The organism is Tenacibaculum sp. E3R01 (assembly GCF_003318185.1).
Classification (GTDB): Bacteria; Bacteroidota; Bacteroidia; order Flavobacteriales; family Flavobacteriaceae; genus Polaribacter; species Polaribacter halocynthiae.
The window spans coordinates 59,876-79,151 of the sequence record NZ_QOCC01000017.1 but is presented as its reverse complement, the minus strand read 5'-3'; the positions used below and the strand labels follow the sequence as shown (position 1 = coordinate 79,151).

Annotated in this window: 17 protein-coding genes; 8 read left to right on the top strand and 9 right to left on the bottom strand. The window is 27.7% G+C overall.

The annotated features are described in order from the left end of the window. Nucleotides 1-70: 70 nt before the first annotated feature. Both DS884_RS04330 and DS884_RS04325 read left to right on the top strand, forming a co-directional pair. Nucleotides 71-1,318, top strand: coding sequence for a S8 family peptidase (locus DS884_RS04330; RefSeq protein ID WP_113785909.1), 1,248 nt, complete (start codon nucleotides 71-73; stop codon nucleotides 1,316-1,318). Between the two features lie 26 nt (nucleotides 1,319-1,344). Further along, on the top strand, nucleotides 1,345-3,870 hold the full coding sequence (locus DS884_RS04325; protein ID WP_113785908.1) for a CHAT domain-containing protein: 2,526 nt from the start codon (nucleotides 1,345-1,347) through the stop codon (nucleotides 3,868-3,870). 2 nt (nucleotides 3,871-3,872) lie between these two features. Here DS884_RS04325 and ribB read toward each other — a convergent pair whose 3' ends face one another. The 6 genes from ribB to tpx form a co-directional block, all read right to left on the bottom strand. Continuing rightward, complete coding sequence (ribB, locus tag DS884_RS04320) at nucleotides 3,873-5,015, bottom strand: 3,4-dihydroxy-2-butanone-4-phosphate synthase (RefSeq protein WP_113785907.1); 1,143 nt, start codon at nucleotides 5,013-5,015, stop codon at nucleotides 3,873-3,875. A gap of 4 nt (nucleotides 5,016-5,019) precedes the next feature. After that, nucleotides 5,020-6,468: an LptF/LptG family permease gene (locus DS884_RS04315; RefSeq protein ID WP_113785906.1), complete on the bottom strand. Its 1,449-nt coding sequence runs from the start codon at nucleotides 6,466-6,468 to the stop codon at nucleotides 5,020-5,022. A gap of 81 nt (nucleotides 6,469-6,549) precedes the next feature. After that, nucleotides 6,550-7,203: a LolA family protein gene (locus DS884_RS04310; RefSeq protein ID WP_093871445.1), complete on the bottom strand. Its 654-nt coding sequence runs from the start codon at nucleotides 7,201-7,203 to the stop codon at nucleotides 6,550-6,552. 27 nt (nucleotides 7,204-7,230) lie between these two features. Then, on the bottom strand, nucleotides 7,231-9,681 hold the full coding sequence (locus DS884_RS04305; RefSeq protein WP_113785905.1) for an FtsK/SpoIIIE family DNA translocase: 2,451 nt from the start codon (nucleotides 9,679-9,681) through the stop codon (nucleotides 7,231-7,233). A 27-nt stretch (nucleotides 9,682-9,708) separates the two neighbouring features. Next, a complete protein-coding gene (locus DS884_RS04300; protein ID WP_093871443.1) occupies nucleotides 9,709-10,089 on the bottom strand; it encodes a diacylglycerol kinase family protein in 381 nt (126 codons plus the stop codon). A 6-nt stretch (nucleotides 10,090-10,095) separates the two neighbouring features. Beyond that, the gene (tpx, locus tag DS884_RS04295) at nucleotides 10,096-10,593 is read right to left on the bottom strand and encodes a thiol peroxidase (protein WP_093871442.1); all 498 of its coding nucleotides are present in this window, start codon (nucleotides 10,591-10,593) and stop codon (nucleotides 10,096-10,098) included. Nucleotides 10,594-10,714: 121 nt separating this feature from the next. Here tpx and DS884_RS04290 point away from each other — a divergent pair, with 121 nt between their 5' ends. Beyond that, a complete protein-coding gene (locus DS884_RS04290; protein WP_233487107.1) occupies nucleotides 10,715-12,097 on the top strand; it encodes an MATE family efflux transporter in 1,383 nt (460 codons plus the stop codon). Further along, nucleotides 12,084-12,308, top strand: a complete 225-nt coding sequence (locus DS884_RS04285) for a hypothetical protein (RefSeq protein WP_093871441.1) — start codon at nucleotides 12,084-12,086, stop codon at nucleotides 12,306-12,308. Before DS884_RS04290 ends, DS884_RS04285 begins: the two co-directional genes overlap by 14 nt. Before the next feature lie 69 nt (nucleotides 12,309-12,377). Here DS884_RS04285 and DS884_RS04280 read toward each other — a convergent pair whose 3' ends face one another. The 3 genes from DS884_RS04280 to DS884_RS04270 all read right to left on the bottom strand — a co-directional run bounded on the left by DS884_RS04280 (nucleotide 12,378) and on the right by DS884_RS04270 (nucleotide 14,924). Then, nucleotides 12,378-12,860 (bottom strand): hypothetical protein, encoded by a 483-nt coding sequence (locus DS884_RS04280; protein WP_093871440.1) that lies wholly within the window; start codon nucleotides 12,858-12,860, stop codon nucleotides 12,378-12,380. 13 nt (nucleotides 12,861-12,873) lie between these two features. Then, nucleotides 12,874-13,809 carry an OmpA family protein gene (locus DS884_RS04275; protein ID WP_093871439.1) on the bottom strand — a complete coding sequence of 312 codons (936 nt, stop codon included), beginning with the start codon at nucleotides 13,807-13,809 and terminating at the stop codon, nucleotides 12,874-12,876. Nucleotides 13,810-14,021: 212 nt separating this feature from the next. Further along, nucleotides 14,022-14,924 (bottom strand): lysophospholipid acyltransferase family protein, encoded by a 903-nt coding sequence (locus tag DS884_RS04270; RefSeq protein ID WP_093871438.1) that lies wholly within the window; start codon nucleotides 14,922-14,924, stop codon nucleotides 14,022-14,024. Between the two features lie 322 nt (nucleotides 14,925-15,246). On the opposite strand from DS884_RS04270, the gene DS884_RS04265 reads away from it, so the two are divergent. From DS884_RS04265 to rocD, 4 genes are all read left to right on the top strand, one after another. Next, on the top strand, nucleotides 15,247-15,807 hold the full coding sequence (locus DS884_RS04265; RefSeq protein WP_093871437.1) for an RNA polymerase sigma factor: 561 nt from the start codon (nucleotides 15,247-15,249) through the stop codon (nucleotides 15,805-15,807). Further along, entirely contained in the window at nucleotides 15,794-16,573 is a 780-nt protein-coding gene (locus tag DS884_RS04260; RefSeq protein WP_113785904.1) for a hypothetical protein, read from the top strand. Before DS884_RS04265 ends, DS884_RS04260 begins: the two co-directional genes overlap by 14 nt. Nucleotides 16,574-16,634: 61 nt before the next feature. After that, entirely contained in the window at nucleotides 16,635-17,693 is a 1,059-nt protein-coding gene (locus DS884_RS04255; protein WP_113785903.1) for a hypothetical protein, read from the top strand. 290 nt (nucleotides 17,694-17,983) lie between these two features. After that, a complete protein-coding gene (rocD, locus tag DS884_RS04250) occupies nucleotides 17,984-19,228 on the top strand; it encodes an ornithine--oxo-acid transaminase (RefSeq protein ID WP_113785902.1) in 1,245 nt (414 codons plus the stop codon). Nucleotides 19,229-19,276: the final 48 nt, after the last annotated feature.

The window sequence follows — 19,276 nt, the reverse complement described above, 5'->3', positions numbered from 1 at the left end:
AATTATAGTAATATAAATTAAAAATAGTAATATTACTAAGATTCCTAAAATAATTATAAACAGAAAAACAATGAAACTCTTAAAATTATTATTTGTTTTAACTCTATGTTTAGGCTTTGTTGAGTGTACAGTAAATGATACTGAATTAACAGAAAATCAAGCAAAATCAAGAATGATTAAAACAAAAAAAGTTATTCTACCAACACCAAGATATTCAAAAACTGAACTTATTATTAAGTTTAGAGAAGGGGTAAGTACTAGTAAAAAACAAAAATTGAGAAAACTCTATGAGGTTGTCAAATACCAATTTTGTGATTTATGTGATGATAAATTAATAGAGAAATGGGATTTTGGAAGTAATGCGGATGTTGAAGATAAAAAATTAACTATACAAGGTGGAAGTGGAGGCCCGGAAGGGGATATTTCAAATGTAGATAATGAATTTGTATTTCATTTAGAAAATGAAAATAATTCAGGAATGTCAAATACTGATAATAATAGTTTTATATCTCAAATTGTACCGAATAATACGGGAGTAACAATTGGTGTGTTAGATACTGGAGTCAATGCGAACTATCCATTGTTTGTAACTCCTTTTTTATATAATTCTTCTGGGGTTAATATGGCTAATGAATTATCGGGATGGGATTTTGTAAATCACGACAATGATTTTTATGATGATTATGAATTAATTCATGGAACAAAAGTTACTTATATTGTTAACAATAAATTGAATGAAGAAGGGGTGCCACATCAAATTTTACCAGTAAAAGTATGTGATCAAAACGGGATAGCTAGCTATTTTAATATTTTATGTGGTTTAAAATATGCTTTACCAAGAGTTCATATTGTTCAAATGAGTTTAGGTTGGTATGATAATAATACATATGTTAACTCTATTTTTAATGACTTAATTACAGAATATAATAATGTTTTAATTGTTACTTCAGCAGGAAATTCTGGTGTTAATAATGATTATGTAAGTCATTATCCTTCATCATATCCACAAGGTAATATTTTAGCAATAGCAGCATCAGATTCAGAGAGAAATAATATTGCTTCTTTTTCCAATTATGGAATAAATACCGTAGATTTTTATGCTCCTGGCCACAATATTTTGTTTTATGATATTTTAGGCACTCCTGTATATATTTCAGGAACTTCATACGCTGCACCTTTAGTAACAGCAATTTCTGCCAAAGTATTATTTGAGTCTGGAATGTTATATAATCCCAACCAAATTATAGACGCATTAAATGTTATAGGTGTAAATCAATTGTATTCGAGACCTGTAAAATATAATAAATTGTTAAATTAGTATTCCATAATAATAATGAGATACTTATGAATCGATTTCTTTTTCTTTTTTTATCGTTTTTAATCATTCATCAAAAATCCTTTAGTCAAAGTAAACTAAATCAAGAAAAAGAAATCGATTCTATTTATAAATTAAATATTGAGAATACATTAAAAACTCAAATTTTAGAAGAATTTATAACTAAAAGAGAAAATTTAACTAAAGAGAATATATCGTATGCTTATCATAAGCAAGGTATTTTATATTCATTTGAAAATAATTATGAAAAAGCAATTTCTGTTACACAGAAATCAATTAGTATAAGAATAGATACTGATTCAATTAACTATTATAAATTAAATAATAGTTTTTATAATTTAAACTATTACTATAAGGTTCAGGGTAATGAGAAAAAGCAAAAAGAAATAATTATAAAACTGCAAAGTCAACCTGTAAAAAATAAATTTACTTATAAATCATATATAGATTTAGGGTTTATTTTTACTAATAAAGGTGATTATTTTAATGCTTTAATAAATTTTAATAAAGTAATTGAAAACTATACATCTTATAAAGATCCAAGAACTTTATTAAAAGCTCATGAAGCAGTGATTGCTACTTATAGTTATATAGATGAAACAAAAAGGTATTTAGAAGAAATAAATTATCATATAAACAGTATTGATAATATTTTAAAAAATCATAATTATCTTTCTACTGATATAGGCTATAAAAATAATTTAGCAAATATTTACGAAAACTTAAATAAGCCATTTAAAGTTATTGAGTTGTATAAACAGGTACTAAAAGTTTATGAAGAAAAGAATGATTTTGGTAATGTAGGTAGAGTATACAGTAATATAGGAAGGGTATATAATAAGTTAAAGAAAAGGAAAAAAGCAAATTATTTTTTTGATAAAGCATTAGAAATTAAAACAGATAAAAAAGCAATTGCTGCTGTAAATAGTAATATGGGAGATTATTTAACTCCTGAAATTAAAATACGTTATAATAAAAAGGCGATAGGCATTCTTTTAGATAGAGGTTATGATGAAACCGTACTTAGTTTAAAAGAAATTACGAATTCAGATTATACGTTAGATATTCTTGACTATTTAATAGAAAACGTAGAAGCTAGTATTAAAAATTATGAATCGACTTTAAAAAATGATGATTTAAATAAAGCAATTGAAATAAGTATTTTAGTTGATAAACTTATTTCGTTTATTAGATTAGAAAGTATTGTTGATACTTCTAAGCTGTTTTGGATACGCAAAGCAGCTAGTTTTTACATGAAAGCTGTTACTTTATCGTATTATAAAAATGATGTTTCTCAAGCATTTTATTTTATGGAAAAAAATAAGGCTTTATTATTATTAGAAGGATTAAATAATACTAAGGGCAGTAACAAAAAAGAATCTTTAATAATTAGTTTAGAAGAAAGTATTAGACAACATATAGGTAAAGAAAAAAACTTGGTAGAGTATATTTTAAATGAAAAAAGAGGTTTTGGAATTTTTTGTAATGAGAATGAAAAAATATTTTACAAATTAGAAAACGTACCAGAATTAATTAATCAAGTTGATAGTTTAAAAAATAAAATGTCTAAATATTTTATTTATAAAGATGATAAAGAAAAATACAAGAGGTTAGCAAATAATGTATTTTTAAAACTATTTCCTTTTAAAAATTCTATTAAGAAAATAAAAAATAAAGGATTAATAGTAATTCCAGATTATAAATTACAACGTATTAATTTTGAAGCATTAATTCCAGATGCCTTAACAGGTGAATACTTATTAGAGCATACAGAGATTAATTATTTATTATCAGCTTCAGTATTTGAAAAATTAAATAGGAACACTAAGAAATCGATAGATAAAATATTGGCATTTGCTCCAGTAGATTTTAATCAAAAAACTCTTCAATCACTTAAAAGAAGTAAAAAGGCAATGCAAGAAGTTGCATCAATTTGTGAAACTGAGTTATTTATAGAGGAGGAAGCTACAAAAGAAACTTTTATAAAAGAGTTAAAAAATTATTCAATAATACATTTAAATACTCATGCTGGTTTAAATAAAATAGATAATGATCCATGGATAGCTTTCCGGGATAAAAAAATTAATTTAAAGGAGTTATTGAGTTTGTCAAATAATGCAGAGTTAGTAGTTTTAGATGCTTGTAATGGAGCTTCAGGAAAACAAGAAATAGGTGAGGGAATTATGAGTTTGTCTAGAGGTTTTTTTAGAGGAGGAGCAAAGAGTGTGATTACAACACAATGGAAAGCAAATGAAAAGTCAACTAATGAAATTTTAAAAGTATTTTATAAAGAATTAAGTGCAGGTAAAACAAAGTTGAAGGCTCTAAATATAGCAAAGAAAAACTATTTAAAAACGCATCAATTAAGTGAAACATCACCATATTTTTGGGCATCTTTAATATTAATTGGAAATCCAGATAGTATAAAAATAATACCCAGTACTAATTACAGTAACTGGGTATGGATATTATTGTTTATAACTTTAGGCGTTATATTTTTATTCCTAAAAAGAAATAAATTGTTTTTAAAGTAAAATTAATAATTAACGTAGTCAACTATTTCTAAACCGTATCCAATCATACCAACACGTTTAGTTTGTTGAGAATTAGATACTAAACGTAGTTTATGAATGTGTAAATCATGAAGAATTTGAGCTCCAATACCAAAATCTCTATTATCCATTACAACATTTGGAGCTTTCATTATACCATTTGCTTGATTTTCTTTTAAGCTTTTAAGTCTGTTTAATAGATTTAAAGATTGAGCTTGCTGATTTATAAAAAGAATAGCACCTCTCCCTTCTTCATTTATCACCTTAAACATTTGATCAAGTTTTTTATCAGCATTATTGGTTAAAGTACCAAGTATATCGTTATTTACTAGAGTTGAATTAATTCTTGTTAATATTGATTCATTTTTTGTCCAACTACCTTTTGTTAATGCTATATGAACTTGTTTATTAGTTGTTTGTTGATAAGCACGTAAACGAAAATCACCAAAACGAGTTTGAATAGTATAATCTTCTTTTTTCTCTATTAAAGAATCATGCTCCATTCTGTAAGCAACTAAATCTTCAATAGAAACAATTTTTAAGTCGAATTTTTTTGCAACCTCTAAAAGTTGAGGTAAACGGGCCATTGTTCCATCTTCATTCATTATTTCAACAATAACACCAGCAGGTTTTAAACCAGCTAAACGAGCAAAATCTATAGCAGCTTCTGTGTGGCCAGTTCTTCTTAAAACACCTCCGTTTTTAGCTCTTAGAGGAAAAATATGACCAGGTCTTGCTAAATCAAATGATCTAGTTTCAGAATTAACTAAAGCTTCAATAGTTTTGGCTCTATCAGATGCAGAAATACCTGTAGTTACTCCATTACCTCTTAAATCAACAGATACAGTAAAAGCAGTTTCCATAGGGTCAGTATTGTTACTAACCATCATACCTAGTTCTAGCTCTTTACATCTACTTTCAGTTAAGGGAGTACAAATTAATCCACGTCCATGTGTAGCCATAAAATTTACCATCTCTGGAGTAATTTTTTCTGCAGCAGCAAGAAAATCACCTTCATTTTCTCGATCTTCATCATCTACTACAATAATAACTCTACCTTTTTTTATATCTTCTATAGCTTCTTCAATTGAATTTAATTGAATTTTAGGAGTTGTATGTGTTGTCATTTAGTTAAGTTGTTTTCTCTTTTTTAGAGAATATATTTTTAAAAAATGTTGTTATTGGTATAAATAAGTTACTAATACTGAATAAACCTTTGTCTTTAGCAGCTCTTATAGTTAATGTAAGGGCTAAAGGTAACATTAAAACTACAGCTAACCAAGAACCTAATAAGGCCGTTACAGAACTCTCTTCTGCCATATTTCTTCCAAATGTATTTGTGAAAAAATACAAAACATATATTGAGATAGCTAAAATCATAGGAAGTCCCATTCCACCTTTTCTTATAATAGAACCTAATGGAGCTCCAATAAAAAATAATAAAAGACAAGATAAAGAAAAGGCTATTCTATTATAATATTCAATGTCATGGTGGTTAAGCCATTTTCTTCTGTTTTTTAAAGGTTCTTTATATGATTTATTATTACTTAAAGTTCTATCTATTTTTGAAATAGCAATATTTAAAATACTAGTTTTTTCTCTAAGATCAAAGTTGTTTAATATGGTTGGAGATAACTCTTTGTTAATAAGAGAATCTGGGTAGTTATGAAGGTCTTCAACATCTAGAGTAAGAAATAAATTTTTTGCTCTACTAGCAATATATTCGTCATATCCTTTTTTAAGATCAGGAATGGTGTCTTTTAGCTGCCCTAAACTTAACATGTTGAAGTTTTTAGTATACTTTAATTCACCTAAATCTGTATCGTCTAGTGAAGAAATATCAATGTTTATAATGTATTCTTCAAAATTAGCATGAGAGGCAGGCATTTTTTTCCTTTCTTCAAATGTTTCTCCTGATTTTCTATGATGTTCAAAATAATATCCATCATTAAGTATCAAGGTCATATAACGACTACCTTGTTCTGAAGTAATCTTACCTCTTTTAGCTGTAATTATTTTATTATTCCCTCTTTTAGAAGATAAGTCATAAATTAAAACTTTTTTTAATAAGTTTTTTTCTTCACCGTATTTTTCTTCAAATTTAATTTGATAATTAGGTATTTCTGTATTAAAACTACCAGGAACTAATGCTAAAGCAGGCTGTTTCTTTTTTATGTTAGCTTTTAAATTTAGTTGTTTTAAAACAGCATATGGGTATACATAATTTAAAAATAAAAAATTAATAGAGCTTAAAAAGACAGCTAAGAAAACGAGAGGACGAACCATTCTTTGTAAAGATACTCCTGCTGATTTTGCTGCTGCAAATTCGTAGTTTTCTGATAAACTACCTAAAGTCATTATTGAAGATAGTAATACACCAATAGGTAAGGCCTGTGGTGCAGCCATAAGAGTAGAGTACCACAAAAACTTCAGTATTATAAAAATACCAATTCCTTTACCTGCAAAATTATCAAAAGCTAACCATAGCATTTGCATTATTAATACAAATAATATAATTAGAAAAGTTGTTAAAAAAGGAATTAAAAAACTTTTTAAAATATATCTGTCTAGTGTTTTCACAGAAACAAAGGTAGTTTGTTAGTTTTATAAAAACCTAAAAGTTTTGTTATTGTTTAAATAATAACAAAACTTTTAGATTATTTAGTCAATTAAGTAACCTTGACTAGTGTATTTTTCTTTATTGAAAGAGAAGTATTTTTCTGAAATAGGTTGATTACTTTTAAATTTAGTAATTGTAAATGTAGTTTCAGCTCCATTTGATCCTATTTGTACTAACTTATATATATGTTTTGTTTTTGCATCTATACCAAGTTTTACTTTTATAATATCAGAGTTACTATCAATTGGAGTTAGATCAACATATTGAACTTTACGCCCTTTATGATTCTTTAATTTTCCCATTTTGTAATTATAACCTTCTTTATAAAAAGTTAGAAGTTTTGAAGGGTAGATGAATCCATCTTCTTCTTCAAGGTCTCCATTAGAAATATTTATTTCTTTTTCATCATGGTTAATTACCGCAAGCTTTTTACCATCAAATAAAAAGTTGTTACCTAAATATTCTAAATTATATTTTTCTCCAGCGATTGTTATATTTCCTCGGATAGGAGGGTCGTTGGTTATACCAGCTTCTTTATTTACTAAAGTAGAGTTAAAGCCTATTACCATATTTTTATATGCTCCCATTTTTGTAGAAACTTCATCTAGTAAAAGTTTTGCTTTTGATGAAGAATCTTGAGCTATTGTATTAAAACTTATAAATATTCCTATAAAAAATAAACCTATGTTTTTCATTTGATATATGATTTCCGTTTTCGGATTTTAATTGTTGTTTTTTTCGTTTTCTAGTAATTGATCTAAAGATACTAAATCAGGAACTAAAACTTGCCTAGCTTTACTACCTTCAAAAGGGCCTACAATACCAGCAGCTTCTAATTGATCAATTAATCTACCTGCTCTATTATACCCTAATTTTAGTTTACGTTGTAATAATGAAGCTGAACCTTGTTGAGCCGTTACAATAACTTCAGCAGCATCTTTAAATAATTTGTCGCGATCTGCTATATCAATATCAACATTTGTGCCACCATCTTCACCAACATATTCAGGAAGCAAATGTGCGTCAGGGTATGCACGTTGTGAACCAATAAAATCAGTTATTTTTTCAACCTCAGGAGTATCTACAAATGCACATTGAATACGTGTAATATCATTTCCTCCAGAATATAACATATCACCTCTACCTATTAATTGATCAGCACCAGGAGCATCCAAAATAGTTCTACTATCTATCTTTGAAGTTACTCTGAAGGCTATTCGAGAAGGGAAATTTGCTTTAATAATACCAGTAATTACGTTAACGGAAGGTCTTTGAGTTGCTACAATTAAATGAATTCCAATGGCACGAGCTAATTGTGCTAAACGAGCAATAGGTGTTTCTACTTCCTTACCTGCTGTCATAATTAAATCGGCAAATTCATCAATTACTAAAACGATATATGGTAAAAATTGATGACCATTTTCAGGATTCAATTTTCTAGCTTTAAATTTAGTGTTATACTCTTTAATGTTACGAACCATTGCATTTTTAAGAAGATCGTAACGAGCATCCATTTCAATACATAATGAATTTAAAGTATTTACAACTTTGGTTGTATCTGTTATAATTGCTTCTCCTTCATCAGGTAATTTAGCAAGATAATGACGCTCAATTTTATTAAATAAAGTAAGTTCTACTTTTTTAGGATCTACCAGTACAAATTTTACTTCAGCTGGGTGTTTTTTATATAAGAGTGAAGTTAATATAGCGTTTAAACCTACTGATTTACCTTGTCCAGTTGCACCGGCCATTAATAAGTGAGGCATTTTAGCTAAATCAACAACAAAAGTTTCATTAGAAATGGTTTTACCAAAAGCGATAGGTAATTCCATAGGTGATTCTTGAAATTTCTTAGAAGAAATAACAGAATGCATTGAAACTATGGTAGATTTTTTATTTGGTACTTCGATACCAATAGTTCCTTTTCCTGGAATAGGAGCAATAATACGAATACCTAAAGCGGCTAATGATAAAGCAATATCATCTTCTAAATTTTTTATTTTTGAAATTCGTACCCCAGCTTCCGGTACAATTTCATACAAAGTAATAGTAGGACCAACTGTTGCTTTTATTTGAGCAATACCAATTTTGTAGTTCTTTAAAGTTTCTACAATTTGATTTTTATTAGCTTCTAATTCAGCAGGGTCTACAGAGATACTTTCATGATATTCCTTTAATAAGTTAAATGTTGGGAATTTAAAGTTACCTAATTCTAATTTAGGATCGAATTCTCCAAAATCTTTTACTAATTGGTCAGATAAATTTTCCGACACACTTTTTTCTTCAGCAATTTTTTCAATTGCAACTTCAACTTCTTTTATAGTTTCTTCAGAAATTTTTAACTCAGGAGTTTCGGTAGAGGTAATATCTAAAGAAATTTCTTTTTCTTCTTCTTTTTTAATTGACTGTTGATTAACATTAGAATGGTTTGTTATAGTAGGCTGTAAGTTTTCTACTGAAAGTTCAAAATCAGATTTCTCATTATCAGCTTCTTCTTTATGAATTTCTCTAGCAGTTTTTTCAATAGCTTCTTGCTCAATTTTAGAAGCTTTTTTAGCTTCTTTTTGTTGTTTTTTAGCATCTATATTCTCAACTATAGCGTCAGGGTCAATACTAAATCGAATAATTAAATAAGCTATAAAGAAAAAAAGTAATAAAATAATTAATCCCGTTTTACCTATAAATGTTTGAAGGTATTCATTAAGTTCAAACCCAATTATACCTGATAAAACAGCATATTTACTTTCAACAAAACCAAGAGAAATAGCAGTCCAAAGCATACCTAATAATCCCCAGTTCCATGAAGTAATAATTTTTCTTAAATTAGTTTGTAAAAGTATTCGTGCTCCAGTAAAAAAAAGTATAACATTTAAAATGAAAGCACCTAGTCCAAAACCTCTAAATACTATAAGGTTACTTAATTTTGCACCTACTTTACCTAATAAGTTTTGAGTTGGTAATTGCCTGTTAGAGAATTGCTGTAATGAGCTTTGATCTTCTTGCCATGAATAGAAAAAAGAAATAAAAGCTACGGTTAAAAAAATTGAGAAAAGGATTAGAAAAGCACCAAAAATAGTTTGGTTTTGTCTGTTCTTAATAAATACCCCAATCTTAGTAAATATAGAGATTTCACTTTTTTTACTTTTAACAGTTGTCTTCTTTTTTTTTACCATATATGTTAATTGACAATAGTCTAAACGCTAAAATATAGCTATAATTTTAGGAACGTAAATAATACTTGCAATAATAAGTGCAATGAGAGCAGCAAAAGCAGGTGCTCCTGCTGCAATATCTTTTATAAAACCTATTTTTTTATGATAATCTGGATGTATGAAATCGGCTACTTTTTCTACAGCTGTGTTTAAAGCTTCAGCTACTAAAACTAGGCCAATTGTTAATAATTGAATCATCCATTCGGTAGTTGATATAGAAAAGTAGAATCCCATTAAAGTACTTAATAAACCTATAAAAGTTTGAGCTTTAATACTATCTTCTGTAGTTAGTAATAGCCACATTCCTTTAACAGCAAATTTGATACTTCTTAATCTACCTTTTATAAATCCATCATTTGGGTTTTTCATATAAAACTATAATGCTTTTAAGGCAGCGTCATAATTAGGTTCATCAACTACTTCACTTACTTGTTCAGTATATGTTACGTTTCCTTCTTCGTTAACTACAACTATACAACGAGAATGTAAACTTTTTAAAGGACCATTAGCTATTTCTAATCCATAATGTTTACCAAAATCACCAGTCGCGAAATCAGATAGCATTACAACGTTTTCAATACCTTCAGCTCCACAAAAACGTCCTTGAGCAAAAGGCAAATCTCTTGAAATACATAAAACTTTGGTGTTTTCTAAACTAGCAGCTTTTTTATTAAACTCTCTAACTGAAGTAGCACAAGTTCCAGTATCTACACTTGGAAATATATTTAAAATTAGCTTGTTACCAGAAAAATCGCTTAATTTTTTTTCGGATAAATCACCAGCTATTAAATTAAAATCAGGTGCTTTTGTATTTGTGTTCGGTAAGTTTCCAACAGTCTCTAAAGGATTTCCTTGTAATGTTATTTTTGCCATTTTTTTCAAATTTAATCAGTTTTCAAAGGTAGTTAAATAATTTAAAAAATGGAGGTAATAAAATATTTTGACCTTTAAAAAGAAGTATCTTCGCAGATTAAAAATAATAGAGTAAAACAAATTGAATTTTAAGGAATACACATCTGAGTTTAGTTATAATTGGAAACTTGCAGCACCAGTAATGTTGGGCATGTTAGGACATACGTTTGTTAGTTTTGTAGATAACATAATGGTGGGGCAATTAGGAACAGCAGAGTTAGCAGCAGTATCATTAGGGAATAGTTTTATGTTTATAGCTATGTCGCTAGGAATTGGTTTCTCTACAGCTATAACTCCTTTAATAGCTGAAGCAGATTCATCAAACAACTTTGATAAGGCAAAGTCAACATTTAAGCATGGATTATTTTTATGCATAAGTATGGGAGTTTTAATGTTTTTAGGAGTTTATTTCTCTAAGCCTTTATTATATTTTATGAAGCAACCAACTGAAGTAGTTGATTTAGCAATTCCATACTTAGATTTAGTGGCTTTTTCTTTAATTCCTATGATTATTTTCCAAGGATTTAAACAATTTAGTGATGGAATGTCTATGACTAAGTATCCTATGTATGCTACCTTATTAGCAAATGTTTCTAATGTTTTATTAAACTATGTATTAATTTTTGGAAAGTTTGGGTTCCCAGCAATGGGAATTGTAGGAGCAGCATATGGAACTCTATTGTCAAGATTTATAATGGTCATTTATTTGTGGTGGTTGTTGACTAAAAATGAACGATCTAAAAAACTTGTAACAAATATTAAATTATTTGTTTTAGATAGTTTAATGTTGAGAAAAATTATAAATTTAGGAGCACCAAGTGCCATGCAAATGTTTTTTGAAGTAGCTATTTTTACAGCGGCTATTTGGTTGAGTGGTTTGTTAGGTAAAAATCCACAAGCAGCTAATCAAATTGCCTTGAACCTTTCATCAATGACATTCATGGTTGCGATGGGCTTAGGAGTCACTTCGATGATTAGAGTAGGTAACCAAAAAGGGCTACAAAAATATAATGAATTAAGAAGAATAGCTTTTTCTATATTTTTATTAGGAACAATATTAGCTATCGGTTTTTGCTTTTTATTTTTTGCGTTACATGAATATTTACCACATTTATATATAGATTCAAATGATGTAGAAAATTACGCTGATAATATGGAAGTGTTAAAGTTGGCATCGAATTTATTAATAGCTGCAGCTTTTTTTCAAATTAGCGATAGTATTCAGGTAATGGTATTGGGAGCTTTACGTGGGTTACAAGACGTTAAAATACCAACAATAATAACATTTATATCTTATTGGATTATTGGTTTTCCTATTAGTTTTTATTTTGGTAAGGAAAACATGTATGGTAGTTTTGGAATTTGGTTAGGGTTACTAGCTGGATTAACCACAGCTTCAATTCTTTTATATTTACGATTTAATTATTTAACTTTAAAACTGATAAACAATAATGAACTTACCTAAATTTTTACTAGCAGATAATAGTAATCATCCTGACGATGTTTTTGTATTACATACTGAATATCCTCGTTTTTTAATTAATCTTAAAGATGATGAAATAGAATGGTTTGAAGATTTAACAGGTGAAAAAGAAGAGGATGTGGCTACAGAATTGGCCGATTTAATGGATAAAGCAGGCGAGTTTTATGATGAAGAAATGAAGAAGTATGAATAGTAATTAATTTATGGTTAAAAATAAAAAAAATATTTCCCTAATAAATAAGTGTTTATTAGAGAAATATTTTTATTTTTCTTTACTATTTAAAAGATCTTTTGCTTGTCCTTTCCAATTATCTCGAACAATTCTACCTGGAAAGAATTGAATTAAATCTGTTATAGTGTTTATGTCTTCATTGGTAAGATTGTTTATTTGTTTATAGGTATAAATGCCTATGCTATTTAGTTTTGTTTCAATAAAACCACCAATTCCTTTAATTTGGGTTAAATCATTTTTGTCTTTTTCAGTAGCAATACCAATTTTATTAAAGTCAAGCTCTTTAGGTTGTTTTATTTCTATACCACCTCTTTCTACGGTTTTTTTCGCACGTATGGTTGATTGCATTTCATTTCTTAATTCTGTTATTGTTTCTGAGCTTTCGTTTAATTCTGATTTGTATTTATTCTTGAAATAAAACCAAGAAAATATATAACCAATTAAAAAGGAACCCAACATCCAAAAAAAGAATTCAAGTAAATGTGATGTTTTGGTTGTTAAAAATAAAATCATGTTTAAGGGGAGGTTAATTAATTATTACTTCAATTCGTCTATTCTTTTTTCTAGCTTTTAGAGTTTTATTGTTGGTAATAGGAGAGGTTTCTCCTTTAGATTGAACGCTAATTCTATTTTTATCTATACCGTTTTTAGTAAAGTACTTAGCAACAAGGTTAGCTCTTTCTAATCCAATAAGTTGATTAGTTTCAGTGTTACCTTGATTGTCAGTGTGTCCAATAATTGTTATTTTCTTAGACAAATGCTCTTTAAGGTAATTCTTAATTTCAAAAGTGTAAGTTAACAAGGCTTTAGTTGGTTCTAAACTACTTTTTCTAAAAGAAATGTATAGCGTTTTGTGTGAAATTTCTTTTTCTATAAGAACACGTTTACTTTCAGAGATATTTTTAACCAATATGGTTACGCCATCTGCATAATATCCTTCTTTATCGTATTTATATTCTTTTACCGTAGCTTTAGATGTAATTCTATTTGAGTTTATACCATATTTAACTAATTTGTTTTTGAGGTTGTTTGCTCTTGCTATTCCAAAATTAGTTTTATCAGTCAATATTTCATTTACTTTGTAAACTGCATTTATAACTATTTCCTTACCACTATTACTGTTTAAAAAGTTAAATATAGAATCTTTAAAATAGTAAAACTTCTTAGGAAGAAGTACTCTTGTATGTGCTGAATTAGTTATAAATTTGTCATTAAAAACCAAAGGAAAAGTATTGGCGTTCATTTTGACTTGCTTTTTTAAAATAGCCTTAGTTATCTCAGCTTTTTTTAAAATTTCCTTTTTTGTAGTATCAGTTTTTTTATTCGATAAACTTGACTGTTTATTTTCTATTGCATTTACTTTAGTCTCTAACGAATCATAATTTTCATTAGGATTGTAAAGAAAGAGAGCTAAAGCAGCCCAACATAAAAAAACGAGAAAAGCTTTTAAAAAGTTTCTCATGGTTAAGGGGTAGTAGGTTTGGTTTTAAGCACATAAAGTTATAAAAAACTTTTATTAAATCAAATTTTTTATAAAACGTAGTAATGTTTTATGTTTTTAAATGATTGTTTTTATAAAATTCAATGAATAATTTATTGAATATTAAGCTTGATATTTTTATTGTTTTATTAATGCAATAAAGGAAGTGTGTATAGATAAAAGTGTATAACAATTTATTTTTTTCTTGAATTTAACCATTGATTATATTTATCTTTATGTTTAAAGCGTTTATGAGACCATAAATAATAGGCAGGTTGTTCTTTTATCACTTTTTCTGTAATAGATAAATATTCATCCATTAGTTCAAACTTTTCATACTTTTTTGGAGTGTCAGTAATTAGTGTAAATTCACTTTCGTAATACCCTCTTTTAATTTTTGTCGTATTATAATAAACCACTGCAAAATCATATTTTTTAGCAAGCATTTCAGCACCAGTATGAATAGGTACTTTTACACCAAAAAATTCTTTCCAATAATGAGATTTATGAACCATAGGAGATTGATCACTCAATAATATGTATAAACCTTGTTTTTTCTTTAGACTATTTAAGTGAATTTTTTTTACAGTTTCCGTGGTTTTTATTCCTATAAATCCAAATCTAGATCTAGCTTTTTTAATTTTTTTTTCAAAATAAGGATTCGCAAGTTTGGTGTATGAACCATAAACATCTATATCTATAGCAAAAGGTAAACTAACAATCCACTCCCAGTTACCTTTATGTGCTCCAACTAAAGCAATACTTTTACCTTGTTTAGCTAAATTATTTATAAGTTCAGGATTTTTGTACTTGTAGCGTTTTAAAATTTCTTTCTCACTAATAGAAAAAGATTTGACACTTTCAATCATTAAATCTATAAGATGCCTGAAAAATTGTTTTGAAAGTTGTGTTATTTCTGAATCAGTTTTTAAAGGGAATACTAATTCTAAGTTACTTTTTACTACTTTCTTTCTATAGCCAACAACATAATATATTATGAAATAAAAAAAATCAGAAATTATATATAAAATACGTATTGGTAATCTTGAAAGTAACCAAAGGAAAGGATAAGAAATTATATATACAATGAAGCTCATAAATCAAATTTAAATATGCAAATATCTTAATAATATAATTGAAGAGTAAAAAGAAGTTTAAATTTTATTTTTTATATGTTAAATCAATTTGATTTTGGTAAATATTTGTTAATCAGTGTTTTTCCTGTTTTTGTTGTGGTTTTAACCCTTAAATTTATAGAGAATAAGAAAAGAAATAAGTAGTCCCCCCGTTTTTATCATTCTAATTTTAGTGAGAACTCTCCATTTTAAAAATAAATTGGAGAGTTTTTATTTTTGTAGGCAACCTTTTTTATTTTACAATCGTCTTTATATTTGAAAGCACAAATTATTTGTAACTGAATTGAAAGTAATATCATTACATAACACTACTTCAAAGCTTATAAAAAAAGCTTGTAAGCAAGACAGAGAAGCTCAAAAAGAAATATTTGAAGAGTATTCTCCTAAAATGTTAGGCGTATGCAGACAGTATGTTAAAGATGATTACCATGCAGAAGAAATGATGTTATCAGGTTTTTTTAAGGTTTTTACGAATATTGATAAATTTAAATTTCAAGGCAGTTTTGAAGGTTGGATTCGTAAAATAATGGTAAACACATGTTTAACGTATTTAAAAAAGAAGAATATTTTAGAACTTACTGATAAGGAATATGTTTTTGATGGGCAGTCGATTGATAGTTTAGAAAATACAAGTGTTGAGGATATTCAAAAGTTAATAGATAAGTTACCTAACGGATATAAAGTAGTTTTTAATTTATATGCAATAGAGGGATATAAGCATTCTGAAATAGCTAAAAAATTAAAGATTTCTGAAAGTACATCAAAGTCACAGTTGTTTAAAGCTAGGAAATGGTTGCAAGCAAATTACATTAAAATGAACAAGTTAGAAAATGAAGGAAGATAGAATAGATAAAATAATTAAAAGTAAGCTTGATAACAGGTCTATAGAGCCATCTAATTCAGCCTGGGAACGATTAAGTAATCAGCTGGATGAGAATCAATATAAAACCAAAAATAAAAAAAAGATTTATTACGGCTATGCAGCTAGTTTATTACTATTGTTAAGTATTGGTTTTTCTTATTTCAAATTTAATTCGAAAGAAAAAATAAAACCAATTTTAGTAAACACTAAATTAGAGATATTAAAAGTTGATACATTAAAAAGTATAGATAACTTAATTAATGAAGAAACAATTACAATTGCTAAACAAGAGTATATTCCAATACCAAAAGTCAAAATAGAGAAAAATAATTTAAGAAAAATTGATAGAAAAATAAATATAAAAAAGAATGAGGATACTTTTATTAAAGTTGATAAAGAAAAAAATGTGAAAATTGAAACTTTGATAGCTAGTGCTAGTAAAGAAAAAAGTAAAAAACCAATAAATATAAATACAATAAAAGTTAGTGGTAAAGATTTACTATTTGCTGTAACGCATAATGTTGATGAAGTAAAAGAATACTATGCTAAGCATAAATTAAATAGAAATAAAATCATTAATACAATTGAAAGAGAATTAAAAAAGTCAAACCTTAAAATTAATCCGGAAACAATTTTAGCAGAGGTAGAAAGCGACTTGATTAATGATCAATTTAAAGGAAGTTTTATGCGTAAAATAAAACTAAAAATATCTGATATTGCTATCGCTGTTGCTGATAGAAACAAATAAAATGTAGGGTCTTACTAAAAATAAATTAGCTTAATTTTTTAACATCTAAAAACAAAACAAAATGATAAGAATAATACTAATACTAGTGTTGTTTAGCACAACTATTGCCTTTTCTCAAGAAAGAGTATTTGAAAAAGAAGTAAGTAAAATATCAAAAAAAATTGATAAAATTACGAGACAACAAAAAGATTCACTAAAGCAAAAAATTAAATTAATAAACAAAGAATTAAAAGAGAATAAAATAACAAAAGAACAAGCTTTGTTACAAAAAAATGAAGCAGCTAATTATCATGCAAAGCAAATAGAGGTAAAAGTTAGTTTGCAAGAGCATAAACTTCAAGAGTTAGTTCAGGATAAAACAAATGGTAAAATTGCTAGTGTAGAAGAGGACGACTCTTTTAGTATCCGTTTCTTTGATAATGATATTATTGTTTTTGACGGAAAAAATAAAAAAAGGAAAAAGAAAAAATATAATAAAAGAACAACTTCACAATTTGTGTTTGCTTTTGGGGTAAATAATGTGTTAGAGAATAATGAGTTTAACTCTTTAAATAATTCACAATATAGGTTTTGGCAATCACATTTTTATGAACTAGGTTTTACATTTAAAACTAGATTTAGTAAAGAAGCATCTAAGTTATATTTTAAATATGGGTTGTCTTTTTTATGGAACAACTTAAGAGCTAAAAACAATCAACACCACGTTGTAAATAATGGAGTTACAAATTTAGAACAACATGTGAAGTCATTATCAGAAAGTAGGTTGAGGCATGTTCAAATGACGTTTCCGATGCATTTAGAATTTGATTTTTCAAAAAATAAAAAGTTATCTGAAGGAAGAGTTATTGATAAAACTCATGATGGATTAAGGTTTGGGATAGGAGGGTTCTTTGGTTTTAAGTTAGGAACAAGACAGTACTTGGAGTTTGAAAATAATGAATCAATACGTGTAGAAGAAGTACAGAAAGGAGATTTTAATATGAACACAGTTAATTATGGGCTGAGTACGTATCTTGCTTATGAAGGTATTGGTTTGTATGCTAAATATGATTTAAATCCATTATTTAAAGGTACAGAAACTCGAAATATTTCTTTAGGAGTTCGTTTTGATATTAATTAGTGTTAATAAAATATAAAGCTAAAAACTATTTTTCAAAGGTGGTTTTTAGCTTTTGTTGTGTAAAAAAGTTCTATTAATATAGTATGAATAAAAAAAAGATAAATACACTTTCACTCTTGTTTATAGTAGTAAACACGTGAAAAATGTATAAATCCATCTTACCTTAGATTTAAATTTAGTACTTTTGCTAAATTAGGGATGATTTCTTTCCCACGCTGAATTTTCGGAATTCTTCGAAAGGATAAAGGTAGATAAGGAATGGTTATTTTATAAATTAAAAATTATTAAAAATGGCTGTTTTAGACCAATTAACTTCGCAACAAGCGATCGATTTAGAAAACAAGTATGGAGCACACAATTATCACCCACTACCAGTAGTGTTGAGTAGAGGAGAAGGTGTGTATGTATGGGATGTTGAAGGAAAAAAGTATTACGACTTTTTATCAGCTTATTCAGCAGTAAACCAAGGACATTGTCATCCAAAAATTGTTGGTGCAATGGTAAATCAAGCACAAACATTAACATTAACTTCTCGTGCATTTTATAATGACATGTTAGGTAAATATGAAAAGTTTGCTACCGAACTTTTTGGTTTTGATAAATTATTACCAATGAACACAGGAGCAGAAGCTGTAGAAACTGCTTTGAAATTGTGTAGAAAATGGGCTTATGAAGTAAAAGGAATTAATGAAAATGATGCTCAAATTGTAGTTTGTGAAAATAACTTTCACGGACGTACAACAACAATTATCTCTTTTTCAAATGATCCAGTGGCTCGTAAGAACTTTGGACCATTTACTAATGGATTTATCAAAATTGAGTATAATAATTTAAAAGCTTTAGAAGAAGCTTTAGTGAATGAAAATAATATAGCAGGATTCTTAGTAGAGCCTATTCAAGGTGAAGCAGGTGTATATGTTCCTTCTGAAGGGTATTTAGCCGCTGCTAAGGCATTATGTGAAAAACATAATGTACTTTTTATTGCTGATGAAGTTCAAACAGGAATTGCTAGAACTGGTAAAATGTTAGCTGTTGATCATGAAAATGTAAAACCAGATATTTTAATATTAGGAAAAGCATTAAGTGGAGGAGCGTATCCAGTTTCAGGTGTATTAGCTAATGATGTTGTTATGAATGTTATTAAACCTGGTAACCATGGTTCTACTTTTGGAGGTAACCCTATTGCTGCTGCTGTAGCTATAGCTGCATTAGAAGTTGTTAAAGAAGAAAATTTAGAAGAAAACGCTGAACGCTTAGGGAAAATTTTTAGAGCAGAATTATCTGAATTTGCAAATCAAACTGATTTAGTAAAATCTGTTAGAGGTAAAGGGTTATTAAATGCTATTTTAATTAACGATACTGAAGATAGTTCTACAGCCTGGGATATATGTATTAAATTACGTGATAATGGTTTATTAGCAAAACCAACTCATGGAAATATTATTCGTTTTGCACCACCATTAGTAATGGATGAGGAGCAGTTGATGGATTGTATCTCTATTATAAAGAAAACAATTTCTGAGTTTAAAAATTAATTTTATTCTTAGTGTTAAAAAAAAGGAGTAATTTAAATTACTCCTTTT

Coding starts and splice junctions, on each gene's coding strand:
- DS884_RS04330 (WP_113785909.1), top strand. CDS start 71: ATGAAACTCTTAAAATTATTATTTGTTTTAACTCTATGTTTAGGCTTT.
- DS884_RS04325 (WP_113785908.1), top strand. CDS start 1,345: ATGAATCGATTTCTTTTTCTTTTTTTATCGTTTTTAATCATTCATCAA.
- ribB (WP_113785907.1), bottom strand. CDS start 5,015: ATGACAACACATACAACTCCTAAAATTCAATTAAATTCAATTGAAGAA.
- DS884_RS04310 (WP_093871445.1), bottom strand. CDS start 7,203: ATGAAAAACATAGGTTTATTTTTTATAGGAATATTTATAAGTTTTAAT.
- DS884_RS04305 (WP_113785905.1), bottom strand. CDS start 9,681: ATGGTAAAAAAAAAGAAGACAACTGTTAAAAGTAAAAAAAGTGAAATC.
- DS884_RS04300 (WP_093871443.1), bottom strand. CDS start 10,089: ATGAAAAACCCAAATGATGGATTTATAAAAGGTAGATTAAGAAGTATC.
- tpx (WP_093871442.1), bottom strand. CDS start 10,593: ATGGCAAAAATAACATTACAAGGAAATCCTTTAGAGACTGTTGGAAAC.
- DS884_RS04285 (WP_093871441.1), top strand. CDS start 12,084: ATGAACTTACCTAAATTTTTACTAGCAGATAATAGTAATCATCCTGAC.
- DS884_RS04280 (WP_093871440.1), bottom strand. CDS start 12,860: ATGATTTTATTTTTAACAACCAAAACATCACATTTACTTGAATTCTTT.
- DS884_RS04275 (WP_093871439.1), bottom strand. CDS start 13,809: ATGAGAAACTTTTTAAAAGCTTTTCTCGTTTTTTTATGTTGGGCTGCT.
- DS884_RS04270 (WP_093871438.1), bottom strand. CDS start 14,924: ATGAGCTTCATTGTATATATAATTTCTTATCCTTTCCTTTGGTTACTT.
- DS884_RS04260 (WP_113785904.1), top strand. CDS start 15,794: ATGAAGGAAGATAGAATAGATAAAATAATTAAAAGTAAGCTTGATAAC.
- DS884_RS04255 (WP_113785903.1), top strand. CDS start 16,635: ATGATAAGAATAATACTAATACTAGTGTTGTTTAGCACAACTATTGCC.
- rocD (WP_113785902.1), top strand. CDS start 17,984: ATGGCTGTTTTAGACCAATTAACTTCGCAACAAGCGATCGATTTAGAA.